General features: G+C 69.7%; 14 protein-coding genes and 1 pseudogene. 7 read left to right on the top strand and 8 right to left on the bottom strand.

Annotated features, from left to right (window positions below):
* The first annotated feature begins 1 nt into the window (after position 1).
* The 4 genes and pseudogenes from KCH87_RS01875 (at position 2) to KCH87_RS01860 (ending at position 3,812) form a co-directional block, all read left to right on the top strand.
* Positions 2–964, top strand: a complete 963-nt coding sequence (locus tag KCH87_RS01875) for an amino acid ABC transporter permease (RefSeq protein ID WP_210583497.1) — start codon at positions 2–4, stop codon at positions 962–964.
* Positions 961–1,725 (top strand): amino acid ABC transporter ATP-binding protein, encoded by a 765-nt coding sequence (locus tag KCH87_RS01870; protein ID WP_282612893.1) that lies wholly within the window; start codon positions 961–963, stop codon positions 1,723–1,725. The genes KCH87_RS01875 and KCH87_RS01870 overlap by 4 nt, the downstream gene beginning before the upstream one ends.
* Positions 1,726–1,779: 54 nt before the next feature.
* A pseudogene (locus tag KCH87_RS01865) lies at positions 1,780–2,767 on the top strand (ABC transporter substrate-binding protein).
* 46 nt (positions 2,768–2,813) lie between these two features.
* A complete protein-coding gene (locus KCH87_RS01860; protein ID WP_210583496.1) occupies positions 2,814–3,812 on the top strand; it encodes an LLM class flavin-dependent oxidoreductase in 999 nt (332 codons plus the stop codon).
* Between the two features lie 735 nt (positions 3,813–4,547).
* Here the strand turns inward: KCH87_RS01860 and KCH87_RS01855 are convergent.
* The 3 genes from KCH87_RS01855 to KCH87_RS01845 form a co-directional block, all read right to left on the bottom strand.
* The gene (locus KCH87_RS01855; RefSeq protein ID WP_210583495.1) at positions 4,548–5,267 is read right to left on the bottom strand and encodes a GDSL-type esterase/lipase family protein; all 720 of its coding nucleotides are present in this window, start codon (positions 5,265–5,267) and stop codon (positions 4,548–4,550) included.
* Entirely contained in the window at positions 5,264–5,734 is a 471-nt protein-coding gene (locus tag KCH87_RS01850; RefSeq protein ID WP_210583494.1) for a cupin domain-containing protein, read from the bottom strand. Before KCH87_RS01850 ends, KCH87_RS01855 begins: the two co-directional genes overlap by 4 nt.
* An 82-nt stretch (positions 5,735–5,816) precedes the next feature.
* On the bottom strand, positions 5,817–6,653 hold the full coding sequence (locus tag KCH87_RS01845; protein ID WP_210583493.1) for an AraC family transcriptional regulator: 837 nt from the start codon (positions 6,651–6,653) through the stop codon (positions 5,817–5,819).
* 173 nt (positions 6,654–6,826) lie between these two features.
* On the opposite strand from KCH87_RS01845, the gene KCH87_RS01840 reads away from it, so the two are divergent.
* Positions 6,827–6,943: a Tn3 family transposase gene (locus tag KCH87_RS01840; protein ID WP_210583492.1), complete on the top strand. Its 117-nt coding sequence runs from the start codon at positions 6,827–6,829 to the stop codon at positions 6,941–6,943.
* Between the two features lie 279 nt (positions 6,944–7,222).
* Here KCH87_RS01840 and KCH87_RS01835 read toward each other — a convergent pair whose 3' ends face one another.
* Positions 7,223–7,801: an AMP-binding protein gene (locus KCH87_RS01835; RefSeq protein WP_210583491.1), complete on the bottom strand. Its 579-nt coding sequence runs from the start codon at positions 7,799–7,801 to the stop codon at positions 7,223–7,225.
* 176 nt (positions 7,802–7,977) lie between these two features.
* On the opposite strand from KCH87_RS01835, the gene KCH87_RS01830 reads away from it, so the two are divergent.
* On the top strand, positions 7,978–8,604 hold the full coding sequence (locus tag KCH87_RS01830) for a GntR family transcriptional regulator (protein ID WP_210583490.1): 627 nt from the start codon (positions 7,978–7,980) through the stop codon (positions 8,602–8,604).
* A gap of 144 nt (positions 8,605–8,748) precedes the next feature.
* Here KCH87_RS01830 and KCH87_RS01825 read toward each other — a convergent pair whose 3' ends face one another.
* The 3 genes from KCH87_RS01825 to KCH87_RS01815 are packed head-to-tail and all read right to left on the bottom strand — an operon-like array spanning position 8,749 to position 11,281.
* Positions 8,749–9,087 (bottom strand): cupin domain-containing protein, encoded by a 339-nt coding sequence (locus KCH87_RS01825; protein WP_210583489.1) that lies wholly within the window; start codon positions 9,085–9,087, stop codon positions 8,749–8,751.
* Entirely contained in the window at positions 9,084–9,875 is a 792-nt protein-coding gene (locus KCH87_RS01820) for a carbon-nitrogen hydrolase family protein (RefSeq protein WP_210583488.1), read from the bottom strand. The genes KCH87_RS01825 and KCH87_RS01820 overlap by 4 nt, the downstream gene beginning before the upstream one ends.
* Before the next feature lie 44 nt (positions 9,876–9,919).
* A complete protein-coding gene (locus tag KCH87_RS01815; protein ID WP_210583487.1) occupies positions 9,920–11,281 on the bottom strand; it encodes an MFS transporter in 1,362 nt (453 codons plus the stop codon).
* Positions 11,282–11,442: 161 nt separating this feature from the next.
* On the opposite strand from KCH87_RS01815, the gene KCH87_RS01810 reads away from it, so the two are divergent.
* Entirely contained in the window at positions 11,443–12,129 is a 687-nt protein-coding gene (locus KCH87_RS01810; protein ID WP_210583486.1) for a DUF2848 domain-containing protein, read from the top strand.
* A gap of 57 nt (positions 12,130–12,186) precedes the next feature.
* On the opposite strand, the gene KCH87_RS01805 is transcribed toward KCH87_RS01810, so the two are convergent.
* Positions 12,187–14,244 carry a discoidin domain-containing protein gene (locus KCH87_RS01805; protein WP_210583485.1) on the bottom strand — a complete coding sequence of 686 codons (2,058 nt, stop codon included), beginning with the start codon at positions 14,242–14,244 and terminating at the stop codon, positions 12,187–12,189.
* Between the last annotated feature and the right edge of the window lie 92 nt (positions 14,245–14,336).

Genomic DNA, 14,336 nt, shown 5'->3' with positions numbered 1-14,336 from the left:
CATGAGCAGCGACACCGTCACAGAACCGACCACAAAACCGGTCGAAGACCCGGCCGAGCTGAAGGTCGTACCTGCCCGCCACCACGCCCGCTGGGCCGCGGGCATCGCCGTAATCGTGCTGGTCGCCCAGTTCACCCATGGCCTGGCGGCGAACCCCGTCTGGGAGTGGCACGTCTTCCGCGACTACGTCTTCTCCGAGACGATCGTCCAGGCGGTGTGGGTGACCCTGCAACTCACCGCATACGCAACTGTGTTGGGCTTTCTGCTCGGCACCGTGCTCGCCTTCATGAGGCTGTCGCGCAGCCCTGTGCTCTCGACCGTCGCCTGGACCTACATCTGGATCTTCCGGTCCATCCCGATGATCGTCCAGTTGGTGTTCTGGTTCAATCTCAGCGCCCTGTACGAGGAGTTGGGCGTCGGCATCCCATTCGGGCCGGTGTTCTGGTCCGTAGACAGCAACAGCCTGATCGGCACCATCGGCGCCGCCATCATCGGGCTGTCGCTGCACCAGGCCGCTTACGCCGCCGAGATCGTGCGCGGCGGTGTCATCTCCGTCGACCACGGACAGCTGGAGGCCGCCGCGGCGCTGGGGATTCCCCGGCTGCGGCAGATCCGGCGCATCGTGCTGCCGCAGGCCATGCGCGCCATCCTGCCCACGGCCGGCAACGAGATCATCGGCCTGCTCAAGGGCACCTCGGTGGTCTACGTGATGTCCATCGGCGAGCTCTTCTACCAGGTGCAGGTCATCTACGGCCGCAACGGCCGGGTGATCCCGCTGCTGTTGGTCGCCACCGCCTGGTACGTCGTACTGACCTCCCTGCTGTCGGTCGCCCAGTACTACGTGGAGCGCCGCTACGCCCGGGGCGCCAACCGCACCGCGCCGCCCACGCCGCTCCAGCGCGTCCGGCGCTTCGTGGCCGCCCAACGACTCGTGGCCACCCGACAACTGACGGAGAAGACATGAACGACGTCATGGTCGACGTCCACGGCGTCCACAAGAGCTTCGGCCCCCTGCCGGTGCTGCGCGGTGTCGACCTGAAGGTGCGCGCCGGCGAGGTCACCGTGATCCTCGGCCCGTCCGGCTCCGGGAAGTCCACGCTGCTGCGCACCATCAACCACCTGGAGAAGGTCAACAGCGGCTGGATCAGCATCGACGGCGAACTCATCGGCTACCGCCGTTCCGGGGACAAGCTGCACGAGCTGAAGGAGAAGGACGTTCTGAAGCAGCGCACCCATGTCGGGTTCGTCTTCCAGAACTTCAACCTCTTCCCGCACCTGACCGTGCTGGAGAACCTCATCGAGGCGCCGGTCTCCGCGCTGCGCCGCCCGCGCAGGGAGGCGGTGGACAGTGCCCGCCGGCTGCTGGAGCGGGTCGGACTCGCCGACAAGACCGACGCCTATCCGCGACAGCTCTCCGGCGGCCAGCAACAGCGTGTCGCCATCGCCCGCGCGCTCGCCCTCGAACCGAAGGTGCTGCTCTTCGACGAGCCCACCTCGGCGCTCGACCCGGAACTGGTCGGTGAGGTCCTCGACGTCATCAAGGATCTGGCCCGGACCGGAACCACCATGATCGTCGTGACCCACGAGGTCGGCTTCGCCCGCGAGGTCGCCGACACCGTGGTGTTCATGGACGGCGGAGTCGTCGTGGAGCAGGGGCCGCCCGCGGCCGTCCTGGACAACCCGCACCAGGAGCGCACCCGCGCCTTCCTCTCCAAGGTCCTCTGACCGGCCACCCTCACCCCTGCCTCTGTTTCGCACGCCCACGCAAGGAGAACGACCGTGTCCACCACCCTCGCCCGCCGCCGCACCGCCGCAGCCGCCGCTCGGACTCACCACCGCCCTCGCCCTCGCCGCCTGCGGCAACCCCACCGACGGCGGCACGACCGAGGTCGCGGCGACGTCGGGCGCCAAGACGAAGATCAACCTCAGCCCCGACCAGGACCGCATCACCACCGACAAGGTCGATTCCATAGCCGCCGAGGTCCCGGAGGAGATCCGCAAGAGAGGCACCCTGGAACTCGTCGCCTCGTCCGGCTCCGCCGCGCCGCTGACCTTCTACGCCACGGACAACAAGACCGTCATCGGCGTCGAGCCCGACCTGGCTCACCTGGTCGCCGACGTTCTCGGTCTGAAGCCGGACATCAACACGGTGTCCTGGGAGAACATCTTCGTCGGCCTCGACAGCGCCAAGTACGACGCCGGCTTCAGCAACATCACCGTCACCGAAGAGCGCAAGGAGAAGTACGACTTCGCGACCTACCGCGAGGACAACCTGGGCTTCGAGGCGAAGAAGGGCAGCGGACTGAAGGTCAGCGGGCCTGAGGACGTGGCGGGCAAGACGGTCGCCGTGGGCAGCGGCACCAACCAGGAGAAGCTGCTGATCGAGCGGAGCAGGGAGAACGAGAAGGCCGGCCGGAAGCCGGTGGACATCAAGTACTACCAGAACGACAGCGACACCTACCTCGCGCTCCAGTCCAAGCGGATCGACCTCTACCTCGGCCCCAACCCGACCGCCGCCTACCACGCGGCCACGAACGGCAAGACCGAGGTCGTCGGCACCTACTCCGGCGCCGGCGCCACCCTCCAGGGCCTCATCGCGGCCACCACCAAGAAGGACAGCGGCCTGGCCAAGCCGCTCGCCGACGCCCTCAACCATGTCATTGAGAACGGGACGTACGCGAAGGTGCTTCAGCGCTGGGGCCTGCCCGACGAGGCCGTGACCAAGTCGGAGATCAACCCGCCCGGGCTGCCCAAGACCAACAAGTAGCCGTACCGGACACGTCGTACATTGACGTCGTACAGGACACGAGGCCATGCCCCGCAAACTCCACCTCTCCGTCGAACTGGCCGGCACTGGCCACCCCTCCGCCGCGCCCTTGGCCGCCGCCCACTGGGCGGACCTGATCGGCCTCGCCGAACAGGGCGCCCTGGACTTCGTCACCGTCGCTGCCCCCCTCTCGCCACTGCCCGGCGACAGCGCCGGCCGGCTCGACGCGGTGGCCGTACTCGCCCGCGTTGCGCCCATGACCAGCAGGATCGGCCTGGTTCCGACGGTGCCTACCCCTCACACCGGGCCCTTCCCCCTCTCCACCGCCCTGGCCACCCTCGACTTCGTCAGCGAGGGCCGGACCGGCCGGCTGGTCGACGTCTCCAGCACCGAGGCCGAGGCGGCCGACACGACAGAAGTCGCCGCCCCGCTGTGGGACAGCTGGGGTGACGACGCGGAGATACAGGACGCCACTACCGGCCGTTTCATCGACCGCGAGCGGCCGCACCACATCGATTTCGAGGGCCCGCAGCAGTCCGTCCGCGGCCCGTCCATCGTCACCCGCTCACCGCAGGGGCGGCCGCCCCTCGTCGTCGCCCTCGACGTGCATGACTCGGACGGGCAGTGGGAACTGGCCGCGAGTCACGCCGATGTCGTCCTGCTCGACGCCGAGCAGCCGACCGTTGCCCGGCTCGCCCGCGCGGCGCTGCTCAGCCGGGTGGCTGAGGCCGGACGCGACCCGGACGCGCTGCGGGTGCTGGTACGCGTCGCCGTCGATTTGAGGAACGGCACCGGTCCCGGGGGCCTCCCATTCCCGCCCGCCGAACTGCGCTTCACCGGCGCCGCCGCAGAACTCGCCGGACTGCTCGCCGACTGGCACGCGGCCACCGGTGTCGACGGCTTCCATCTCCTTCCGGCCTCGGCCCGCGCCGATCTGCCCGTGCTGGTCCACAACCTCCTACCGCAGCTGCGCCAGCGCGGACTCTTCCGCACCGCCTACACCGGCGTCACCCTCCGTGACCATCTCGGCCTGAGCGCCTGGTGATCGACACCGCGTGCCGGCGCCCTTACGCCGGCGAGTATCCATCCCCACGTCGTGAGGGAGATCCGGTAGATCCGCGTGGAGGACTTCGCGATACCCGCGCCGGTGAGGTACCGCTCGACCGCCGTGTCGTAAGACGCGCGCGGGGCAGACAGAGGTACGACCCGAGCGCGCGGCAACCGAAGTGCGTCCCCGCTCCCGAGTTCGGTCACCGGTTCGATCGTCACGCCGTCCCGCCCTTCCGGCACTGTCGCAGTAAATCCGGCATTTACTGCGGCATCTCTCACCTCAGCCCTGAGCGTTACGCAGTGGTACACGCCACCTGGCCGTAGTTATACGAGAACAGGGCCAGAACGGAAGGTGCCTGCCGGTGCTCGGCAACGGCGGGACGGGGGCCGCACCCTTCGCCCGTAGCCAGCGCTTTTGTCCCGGGCCTCGGACGAGCGGCACACGGCGTCTTACCGATCGGCACCGAGCTGCTGCCCGAAGCCATCGACATCCAGCACGGGCAGTGCCTCCCGAACTGCCCGAGAAACGCTGCTCCTCGTCATCGGCAGAGCCACCGGCTCGCCGAATGGGGTCGCGGTCGACGACAGCAGCCGCCACGGGACCGTGACCCAGGTGCCCTAGCGGTGGTCACGCAGCCAGACGAGCCGGATGGCGTAGGCGTTGACCGCCTGGATCGGATGCCACCTCCGCGCGGTAGATGGCATCCGACTGGCCGGGCGCCGGAACCAGCTACGCGCTCTGGGTCAGCAGACCGGCGTCGATGACCTCAGCGATAAGGGTGGCGCCGCGGCTGTTCTGGTGGATGTGGTCGGTCGTGAGCACGAGACCTCGCCGCCGCGAGATCGTGTCGAGGCTGCGGCGCAGCACTGCGTGCTGGACGAGGACGCCGACGGCCCCTGCGGGCGTCACCTCCCGGTATGAAATCGGCGGCGGGTCCGCCTGGCGCAGTTCCTCGATCTGGCGTTCGTGGAGCGGAAGGTAGGCCACCTCGTTGGTGGCAGCGGCCTCGGCGATCATCCTGCTGTACGCCTGCGATGCCTGTGCCGCTGCTCCGTCGAGTTGTTGGCCGAGTACCGGTAGCGACAGCAGACCGATCGTCGCGTCGGTCTCCGCTCGCAGCCGTGCGACGACGGCTCCCAGGCACTGTTGGAACCAGCCTGCCGACGGGCGCTCGGGGAGCTGTTTGCGCTTCATGGCCTGCTCGACGGGGTAGCCGGCAAGGCTCGCTCGGGCGTCGTTGGTCCCGATCAACAGGGTGATCACATCGGGTGGGTTCGTGACGACAGCATCGAGGCGCTGCAAGAGGTTGTAGGCGAAGTCGCCGTTGGCGCCGAAACGGGCAAGCTGCACGTCACCGGGAGGGCGGCGTCGTCCGAGAAGATCCAGGTAGTCGACGCTGAACTGCGCGCGGGTGAGGCTGTCGCCGAGGCACGCGATGCGTGTCCTCACGGCGCTTCCTCCGGGCTGGGCGTGCCGACGCGTTCGGTCGGGCGGGTGTCGGTCCGAGGACGGTGGTCGGTGCCGAGGGTCGCAGTGATGGCCAGGATGGACGTCGGCCCCTCCATGTCGACCACGTGCCATACCCCGGCCGGGTTGATGGTGGCCTCGCCCGGCCCGAGCAGAACGCGGTCGGGCAGCCCGTCCAAGTCGCGGGTGACCGTCACGGACCCGGTGAGGCAAACGACCAGTTCGTCGCCTGCAGGGTGGCTCTCCCAATGGTCGCCGAGCCCGTCGCCGTCGAAGATCATCACCATCCGGCCCTCGGCGCCGTCTGCCGCGACCGCGGCGCTGTAGGCCTGGAGCACCGCCGGGTCCCAGGTGAAGCCCTCGACGGGTTTCGCTCTCGATCCCAGTCCGAGGTGCACGGGGGTGGTCCGCAGGTCCATGGCATTGCGTTCGTGGTTGACGAGTCTCATGCCGACGATCGTCCACGCCAGCGATCGGGCAGTCTTGAAGAAAAGGGAAGAGAAGCCGACGCGACGGGCAGACGGTTGGCGGCTACCCGGCTCCGAGGAGGACTTCGCTGCGACGCCAGGCCGTCGGCGATCGGCCGGTGAACTCGCGCCAGTCCCGAACGAGATGGGCCTGGTCGGCGTAGCCGGAGACGGTTGCCACATCGCCCCACGGGAGCGGGTCCTGCGCCGCCGCCAGTTCGTGCGCGTGCTCGAAGCGCAAGACTCGGGCGAAGGTCTTCGGCGACAGGCCCACCTCACCGCGGAATCGCTCGGTGAGGTACCGACGGCTCCAGCCGAGTTCCGCGGCGACCGCACCAACCTGGACGCAACCCCGCGCGGCGACGAGGCGGCGCCACGCCTCGGCTACCTCGGGGCGCGCCCAGCGCACATGGTCGCCGCAGGCGCCACGGCCGACAGCTCGGAGGAGCAATTCGTCCAGCGCGGTGAACCGCGCCGCCCATGTTGTCGCCAATCGGAGCCGGTCGACCAATTCGACGGCAAGCGCTCCGAGAAGATCGTCAAGTGGGACCAGTCGGTGGGCGAGTTCGGCGGCGGGCATGCCGTAGATGGCCCGGGCCCCGAGCGGTGTCAGCGATACCTGAACACCTTGCTGGCGTCCGTCGTGGTGAATCGCGACGGACCGGCACATCAGACCGCCGGCCACGCTGCCGAATCGGGTGACCGGTGACCCGTCGTCAACGCCCGCCGCCACCTCCAAAGGATCTGACAGGCTGATCACCGCAGTGAGCGCGCGGCTCGGCGGGCCGCAGTGCACCCCCGTCGGGAACCCGCGGAGGTCGAAGCCGACATACGAGTCGACGTACTCCCGCAAGACGGGTGCCGGACATGCACCGATCCCGGTGGCCGTGTGGTCCTCCATTTTCGTCAGTGTACGAGCCGCCCAGCCCAGGAAGATCACCATCCAAGGACTGATCACCGCCGTTTGCTGCCGGTGACGATCCTGCTGGCTTATTCCCGTGCCTGGAGGGTCTGGCGGCTCGTTGGTCGGGGCAGCAGCGGCCGTCTTGGCGTTCCGGTCGCGGGTGGGGGGCGATGCTCGAAGTCGGCCGCGCGCAGAAGACCATCTTCGTCTCCCGCTACGTGCGCGACCGCGACCTCCAGCACGAGATCCAGGAGGCGCTCGTCTTCGTGAACACCTTGATGACCTAAGACACGCTCGCCGATCCGGAGTGGGCAAACCTCCTCACCGACGAGGACAAACGCGCCCTGACCCCGCTGTTCTGGATGCACATCCAGCCCTACGGAGAAGTACGGCTGAACATGGGCCGCCGTCTTCAGCTCGCCCAGCCCGTATCGCAGGAGCCGGACCCCGAGCCGGCCGCCGCGTAGCCCGACCCCAGAACCTCAGAGGACCCCGGCCGTGGCCGGGGTCCTCTGACATGCGCATACGAGGTGCCTTCGATCCGAAAGCTACTGGTGTGTTACTTGTCACCTGGTTCGCCGCTCGTTAACGGCACGTTGGCCGCCGTACAGCAATGACCCCCACAGCTCCCGGACACTGAAGTCGAAGCTCAGCGAGTGGAACAGCGTCCACACGTCCCGCGGGCCGGTGCCGAGCAGCGGAACCGCCGCGTCCATCAGAGCCGGCACCTGGGAGTGGCCGACCATGCACCCCTTGGGGGAGCCGGCAGAGCAGGAGGTGTAGATGACGTAAGCGGTGTCGTCGGGCAGGGGCAGACGCGCCGGTGTGTCCTCGCGGGTGCGGGCCGCGGCGCAGCAGAGAACCGTCACCATGAGCGTCGAAAACCCTTCGTTGCAGCGTTCCGAGACGGCCTCTCCCCACCAGCCGGGTGAGCACTCCGCACCGCAGCGCGGGCAGGAGATCTTCTCCAGGTTGGCGCCGCAGAGCACCATCTCGACGCTGTCGTGCCACTTGGCCTCCAGGCCACGGCGGGCGTCGTCGTCGGGAAGCATCCCGGACAGCAGGGCCACAGCACGATCCGCCGCATCCTTACCCGGCCGCCAGTACGGATCAGTCGGACTCACCGTCAGGTAGTTGTCACTCATCGCCCGCCTCCCTGCCCCCAAGGGGGCCGTAACTCCTGGTCCTTCCCGTCCTGGGCCCCGTTGCAGGCCCCCTCTGGGCCCGAGAGTCCCCCCCACCACGTTCGCGACCCGGCCCTCCGAGGGAAAGCGCGTGGTAGCGTCTGTATACAAACTGTATGCGATGTCTGGGGGTTGCCGTGGCGTCCGGTCGGGAGAAGGCCTACGCGTATCTCAAGGACACGGTGCTGACGGACCCCGAGATGCAGGGGGCCTTCCTGTCGGAGCAGGAGCTCGCCGATCGTATCGGTGTCTCCCGCACCCCCATCCGGGAGGCGCTGCTGCTGCTCGCCGCCGAGGACCTGGTCGAACTCGTGCCCAAGCGCGGTGCCCGGGTGGCACCCCTGACTGGGCGGGAGGTCCGGGAGCTGATGGAACTGCGTGGCGTCGTCGAGCGGTACGCGGCCGAGCGGCTCGTCGCGGCCGAGCGGGTGCCCCTGGAGGAGCTGCGCTCCCTGCTGGAACGGCAGCGTGCGCTCACCGGCGCCGAGGAGACCCGGGAGTTCATCGACGTGGATCACCGGTTCCACGCGTCCCTGGTGTCGGCCGTCGGCAACACCCTTCTGGACCGGCACTACGACGGTCTGCGCAGCCGTCAGGTCCGCGCCGGGGTGGTCGCCGTCTTCAACCAGCAGGGACGGCAGAAGGCGGTGCTCGACGAGCACGAGGCCATCGTGGACGCCCTCGCCGCCGGTGACGCGCCGGCCGCGTGCGCGGCCATCGACCACCACCTGGAGTCGACCCTCAAGGTGCTCCTGGACGGCTGAGCCCCCGCCGCCGGGGGACGCCCTCGCCGCCGGTGACGCGCCGGCCGCGTGCGCGGCCATCGACCACCACCTGGAGTCGACCCTCAAGGTGCTCCTGGACGGCTGAGCCCCCGCCGCCGGGGGACGCTCCCGTGCCCGCAGGGATCAGGGGTAGGTGATCACGAGCATCGTCACGCCGTCCGGCGAGGTCCAAGGTCCGTGCGGCATGCCCGGGGGACGGCAGGCGTACATGCCCGCGGTGAAGGTCCGGTCCAGTGTCCGGTCGTACAGCGCTCCCTCGACCAGATAGACCTCCTCCCATACGTCGTGCCGGGACACGCCCGCGGGCGAGGTGTCGGTGCCCGGCGCCCAGCGGACGAGCGCGGTGCGTCGGCCGCTCTCGGGGTCCTCGGCCAGGACGCACTCCTCGACGCCGGGTCCGGCGCCGGCCGGGGCGCGCCAAGGCCCGTCGGGCCGGTGGAACTCCAGCTCGGGCCCGCTCACCGCCACACCTCCGGCCGCCGGTTCGCCAGTACGGACGTCTTCTCGCGGACCGCGCCGACCTCCTCGACGTCCAGGTCCGTCACCAGCAGCTCCGGCTCGGCGCCGAGCGAGGCCCGCACGGTCCCGTCGGGGCCGACCACCAGGCTGTGCCCGATGCCGGTCGGCGCGGGCCCCGGAGGGGTGCCGGGATCGGCCTGGCCGACGGCGGCGACCCAGACGGTGGCGTCCAGCGCGCGGGCCCGCACCAGCAGCTCCCACTGGTCGAGCTTGCCGGGGCCGGCTCCCCAGGAGGCCGCCAGCAGCGTTCCCACCGCCCCGGCGTCGGCGTGCGCCCGGAACAGCTCAGGGAAGCGGACGTCATAGCAGGTGGCCAGGCCCAGCCGGACGCCGTCCACGTCGATCACGGCGGGGCGGGAGCCCGGGGCGACGGTCTCGGACTCGCGGAAGCCGAAGGCGTCGTAGAGGTGGATCTTGTCGTACGACTCCTCGACACCGGGTCCGGTGGCCAGCAGGGTGTTGGCCACTCGTCCGCCGTCGGCCGGGGTGAACATGCCGGCCACGACGACGGTGCCGGTCGCCCGGGCGATCTCGCGGACCCCGTCGGCCCATGGCCCGTCGAGGGGCTCGGCGAGCGGGGCCAGCGGTGTGCCGAAGCAGGCCATCGACGCCTCAGGGAAGAGGACGACACGGGCTCCGGCGTCCGCGGCGCGACGCGTCCACTCCTCGACGAGGCGCAGGTTCTTGTCGGGGTCGGGACCGGTGGTGAGCTGGCTCAGGGCGATCCGCACGGCGCGGTGCCTCCTTTGTCTGGGGCGGGAGTGTGTGGCCGACGTCAGCGGGGGAGGGGAAGGTCCGCGGCTTGGGGCTCCGGTCCGGCGAGCTCCGCGTCCTCGTCGACGGCGGCCTCGGGGTTGCGGCCCAGGAGGACGCCCACCACGGAGACCGAGCAGGCGAGGGCGATGTAGAGGGCCAGCGGTACCCAGCTGTCGTAGGCGCTCAGCAGGGTGGTGAACAGCAGTGGGGCGATGGCGCCGCCGATGATCCCGGCCAGGGTGTAGGCCAGCGAGGAGCCGGTGTAGCGCAGCCGGGGCGAGAACTGCTCGGCGATGAACGCGGCCTGCGGTCCGTAGAGGCAGCAGTGGATCACCAGGGCGACGAGGACTCCGGCGGCGAGCGGCAGCCAGGAACCGCCAGCGGCCATCGGGAAGAACACGAACGGCCACACCGCGGCGGCCACCGCGGCGACGCCGTACAGCAGGCGCCGGTTGACGCGGTCGGAGAGCGCGCCGGCCAGCGGCATCAGGAAGACCTGGACCGAGGAGCCGATGAGGACGGCCGCGAGGGCGGAGCCGCGCGACATGTCGAGTTCCTGGGTGGCGTAGGTCAGCACGAAGACGGTGAACATGGCGTACAGCACGTCGGGGCCGACCCGGCACAGGATGGCGGCGGTCAGGGCGCGGGGCTGGGTGGTGAAGACCTCGCGGATGGGGGCCTCGGGCCGGGACTTCTCGGCTTCCATCGCCTTGAAGACCGGGGTCTCCTCCAGCTTGGCCCGGATCCACAGCCCGAAGGCGACCAGTACGCCGGAGAGCAGGAACGCCACACGCCAGCCCCACGACTCGAACTGCGCCTCGGTGAGCAGTGCGCCGAGGGCGGCGAGCACACCGTTGGCGAGCAGGTTGCCCGCGGGCGGGCCGACCTGTGCGGCGGAGGCGTAGAAGCCCCGGCGACGCGGGTCGCCGAACTCGCTGGACAGCAGCACGGCGCCGCCCCACTCGCCGCCGACGCCGACGCCCTGGGCGAAGCGCAGCACGACCAGGGCGATCGGCGCGGCCACGCCGATCGTTCCGTAGGCGGGCAGCAGACCGATCAGGAAGGTGGCCACGCCGATCAGGACGAGTGTGGCGATCAGCACCTTCTTGCGGCCGATCACGTCGCCGAGCCGGCCGAAGACGAATCCGCCGAGGGGACGGGAGACGTAGCCGACCGCGTAGGTGGAGAACGCCAGGAGCGTGCCGGTGAGCGGGTCCTCCGACGGGAAGAACAGATCACCGAAGACCAGGGCGGCCGCGGCGGAGTAGACGGCGAAGTCGTACCACTCAAGGGCCGTGCCGGTGAGGCTCGCGACGAAGGCGCGGCGGACGCCGGAGCGCTTCTCCGCGGCCCCGGCGTCGCTCTTGGGGGTGTCGTGCATGGTGCCCATCCTTGCTCGGGGACATCGACCTTCCGGCATACTTCTTGTATACAGGTCGTATGCGCAAGCCCTGCGCCGGAAGTTAACCGCGGAGAAATCAGGATCCGCGGACCCCCTTCCCGATCCCTGTTTCCTGTTCCCCGATCCCTGGGAGGGCCCTCATGGCCGTGCTGACCTTCGAACTGCCCGACGGATCGACGCGCGAGGTCGATGTCGTCCAGGTCCTCAACGCCGGGTACGCCGGGCGCCGCCAGGACGACGTTGCCGCACACGTCGCGGAGCTCGCCGAGCTGGGCGTGCCGGGCCCGTCCGTGACGCCGGCCCTGTACCCCGTCTCCCCGTACCTCGCCCAGCAGACCGGGCGCGTCGCGGTCCAGCACGGCCGTACCTCCGGCGAGGCGGAGTGGGCGCTGGTCGTCGCGGAGGGCGGGGAACTGCTCCTCACCGCCGCCTGCGACCACACCGACCGCGACCTGGAAGTGCACGGAGTGGCGTGGAGCAAGAACGCCGGCCCCGACGTCCTCGCCCGCCGCGCCTGGCGCCTGGCCGACGTGGAATCCCGCCTCGACGAACTCACCCTGCGCGCCTGGGTCAGCCACGACGGCACCGAGACCGAGATCCAGGCCGGGACGCTCGCGGAACTCCTCACCCCGGCCTACTGGGTCGACGTCCTGCGTTCCCGCGGCGACCTGACGCCCGGGACCGTCCTGATCTCCGGCACCATCCCCATGGCCCCCGGCGTCGACCAGTTCGCCGACGGCTGGCGCGTCGAACTGGGCGACCCGGCGGGCGGGGACGTCATCAGCCTTGCCTACGACGTCCGGCCCATGCCGGAGCCCATCGGCTGACGCGCCTGACAGGCCGTTCCGGAGGCCTGGCGCCAGCTTCCGGAAGGGCTGCGTCCGTCAGCTGCTGTGGACGCCCACCTCGGAGAGCGAGTAGCCCCAGTCGGTGCCGCGGTCCAGGCCCAGGACCCGGACGTAGCGGGCGGGCGTGCCGGTGAAGCGGGCGGTGTCCAGGCCGCCGTCGCCGGACGTGGTGGACCAAGCGGTCTGCCAGCTCGCGCCGTCGGTCGACAGCTCGATGCGGTACGACTTTCCGTACGCACGTTCCCAGTCGAGCGTGACCCGCGAGACCAGGTTCGTGGAGCCCAGATCGATCCGCAGCCACTGGTCGTCGTTCCAGTCGCTGGCCCAGCGGGTGCCGTCGTCACCGTCCACCGCACGGTCCGGCGCGTAGCTCGTGAACGGGTTCGACTCCGCCGAACTCGCCGTGGCCGCAGCGTCCTCGGCCAGGTTCACCCCGGCCCGGTGCTGCTCGGAGGCGCCCCAGGTGTCGAGGTAGGACTCCGCGCCGCGCAGGAGGTCGTCCACCACGCCCTGCCCGCCGACGAGCCGGATGTCCTCGATCCAGTCCGGGATCATGCCGACGTGGGCGGCGCCGTCGGTGTTGTAGTCCCAGGTGCGTTCGCCGGTGGTCTGCCGGTCGACGAGGGAGCCGCCGTCGGCGCTCTTGAAGGGGTACGTGACCGGGTTCGAGGTGTCCGCGCCGCGCGGGGCGGGATGGTCGCCGATGCCATTGAAGTCGGTGCCGTAGCCGTAGCCCACGTCGTACTTCTCGCGCAGCGCGTCGGTGCGCTCGGCCTCTTCGCCGAACGCCTCGGAGCCGTGCATGTACTGGGCGACGAACCCGCCGAGGGAGTAGACGCGTTCGGTCCAGTTCAGGTCCATCCAGCTGTGCGACGAGAGCACGCCGGGGTAGGACGTGGCCTCGAAGATGTCGAGTACGCGGCCGGTGGCCTTGACGCTCATGTGGTCGATCTCGAGCATCATTTTGCGCTTCATCATGCCGCGTACGGCGTACTCGCCGAGGTCGGTGAGCCCGCGGACGTTGCACTGCGCGTCCTCGTCGTACGCGGGGACCTCGGTGCCCGCCGGCAGGTCCGCCTCTGCCTCGGACGCGGCCGTGCCGATGGGGTTGTCGTGCTGCGGGCCGGTGCACTTCTCGGTCTGCCAGAAGGTACCGGTCGACAGGAACTGGCCGACGTTGATGGCCGTTCCGAGGCCGCCCTCGTCGAAGCGGACGCCGCACAGCGCGTTGTCGAACTTGTGGCACAGGAACATGCTGCGCACGCCCAGCGCGTACAGCTCGTCGAGCCCGGCGTCGATGTCGGCCTTGCTGCACTGGGCGATGTCCAGGATCTGCTTGCAGCCGAACGGCTCGGAGGTCTCTACCCCCAGGATGACCGCCAGCTTGCCCTGTTCGATGACCTGTCGGGCCTGCGCGCTGTCGGTGACGATCCGGAACCAGCCCTTGCCGGTGCCGCCGTACATCGTGTCGATGTACGCCTGGAGGTCGTACGTCAGCTTCGCCTGTAGCCGGATCGAGGTCATCTCGTCACAACTGCGGTCCTTGAAGGGGTAGATGGAGCAGATCATGCCGTTGGTGACGAGGTCGTTGACCAGGACGCGCTGCCCGCCGCGCCAGGCGCGCTCCACCCAGGCGTAGTAGTTGGCCTGATGGGTCATCGAGTCGTAGGCCGGCCAGTCCTTGAACGTCGGCCAGCCGACCGGGTCGTGCCTCCCGTCACCACCGTGCGTGATGTAGTCGAAGATCGCGAGTGTGCCGTCGGGGTAGTGCTCGGGACAGTCTTTGAGCGCGTCGGCGATGCCGGCCTCGGAGAACGTCTTACCGCAGATGAGCCGCCCGCCGAAGGCCTCGTTGGACATCAGGTGGTTGTGCGCGTCGACGAACCCGCGTACCTCGCCGGCGGAGTTGGTGCCGGTGAAAGGCTCACCGGTGACGTTGATCTGCGAGTCCGGCGCAGGCCGTGCGGTGGGGACCCACCAGTCGGTGCCCGCCGCCGAACTCGGCGTGGGGCCAAGGGCCATGGCCAGCACGAGAAGGAGCAGCGACACGACGGTGACGTCCTTGCGTCCGCGGTGCGGGCGTCGTCCGGTCATGGTCACTGCCCACGTCCCTCGGTCGGCTCGATCGCGCGGTCGAGGAGCCAGACCATCCGGACCCGAAGGTGGATTGTCATGACCAGCGCAAG

Source organism: Streptomyces sp. GESEQ-35, from assembly GCF_017948485.1.
In the GTDB taxonomy this organism is placed as follows: domain Bacteria; phylum Actinomycetota; class Actinomycetes; order Streptomycetales; family Streptomycetaceae; genus Streptomyces.
The sequence above is the reverse complement of the archived record's forward strand: the minus strand, read 5'-3'. Positions and strand labels throughout refer to the sequence as shown.

What these genes read in the sequence shown, in the direction of transcription:
- KCH87_RS01875 (WP_210583497.1), top strand. Translation starts at nt 2, where the DNA reads ATGAGCAGCGACACCGTCACAGAACCGACCACAAAACCGGTCGAAGAC.
- KCH87_RS01870 (WP_282612893.1), top strand. Translation starts at nt 961, where the DNA reads ATGAACGACGTCATGGTCGACGTCCACGGCGTCCACAAGAGCTTCGGC.
- KCH87_RS01860 (WP_210583496.1), top strand. Translation starts at nt 2,814, where the DNA reads ATGCCCCGCAAACTCCACCTCTCCGTCGAACTGGCCGGCACTGGCCAC.
- KCH87_RS01850 (WP_210583494.1), bottom strand. Translation starts at nt 5,734, where the DNA reads ATGAGACTCGTCAACCACGAACGCAATGCCATGGACCTGCGGACCACC.
- KCH87_RS01845 (WP_210583493.1), bottom strand. Translation starts at nt 6,653, where the DNA reads ATGGAGGACCACACGGCCACCGGGATCGGTGCATGTCCGGCACCCGTC.
- KCH87_RS01840 (WP_210583492.1), top strand. Translation starts at nt 6,827, where the DNA reads ATGCTCGAAGTCGGCCGCGCGCAGAAGACCATCTTCGTCTCCCGCTAC.
- KCH87_RS01835 (WP_210583491.1), bottom strand. Translation starts at nt 7,801, where the DNA reads ATGAGTGACAACTACCTGACGGTGAGTCCGACTGATCCGTACTGGCGG.
- KCH87_RS01815 (WP_210583487.1), bottom strand. Translation starts at nt 11,281, where the DNA reads ATGCACGACACCCCCAAGAGCGACGCCGGGGCCGCGGAGAAGCGCTCC.
- KCH87_RS01810 (WP_210583486.1), top strand. Translation starts at nt 11,443, where the DNA reads ATGGCCGTGCTGACCTTCGAACTGCCCGACGGATCGACGCGCGAGGTC.
- KCH87_RS01805 (WP_210583485.1), bottom strand. Translation starts at nt 14,244, where the DNA reads ATGACCGGACGACGCCCGCACCGCGGACGCAAGGACGTCACCGTCGTG.